We start from the raw sequence: 254 nt of genomic DNA, 5'->3' as shown, positions 1-254 counted from the left end.
CGCGACCACGATCAGTTCTGCATCATCAAGCTGTACTTCTTCGACTAATTGGATCCGGTCTAAATAAGGAGTTAGCTTCTGGGTTAGACGCTGCATAAACTTTTTGGTCACGTCCGGGTTCCCGGTTGGCAAGCCTTTTTCAGTATGAGTCAACCCTGTCACATGATAGCGGTATCCGTCGCCAAAGTTCGCCATCGCCGGAATCATGCTCTGATTGTTTTCATAAGGGATATAGTCACTTGGCGGTACCGTCG

At 48.8% G+C, this 254-nt stretch carries 1 pseudogene; it reads right to left on the bottom strand.

The features are described 5' to 3' along the window. A pseudogene (locus ACYQ3Q_RS28645) lies at positions 1–254 on the bottom strand (2-oxoacid:acceptor oxidoreductase subunit alpha); the annotation flags it as partial.

The organism is Desulfosporosinus burensis (assembly GCF_054657535.1).
Note: the sequence above shows the minus strand (reverse complement) of the source record. Positions and strands in the feature narration are given on the sequence as shown.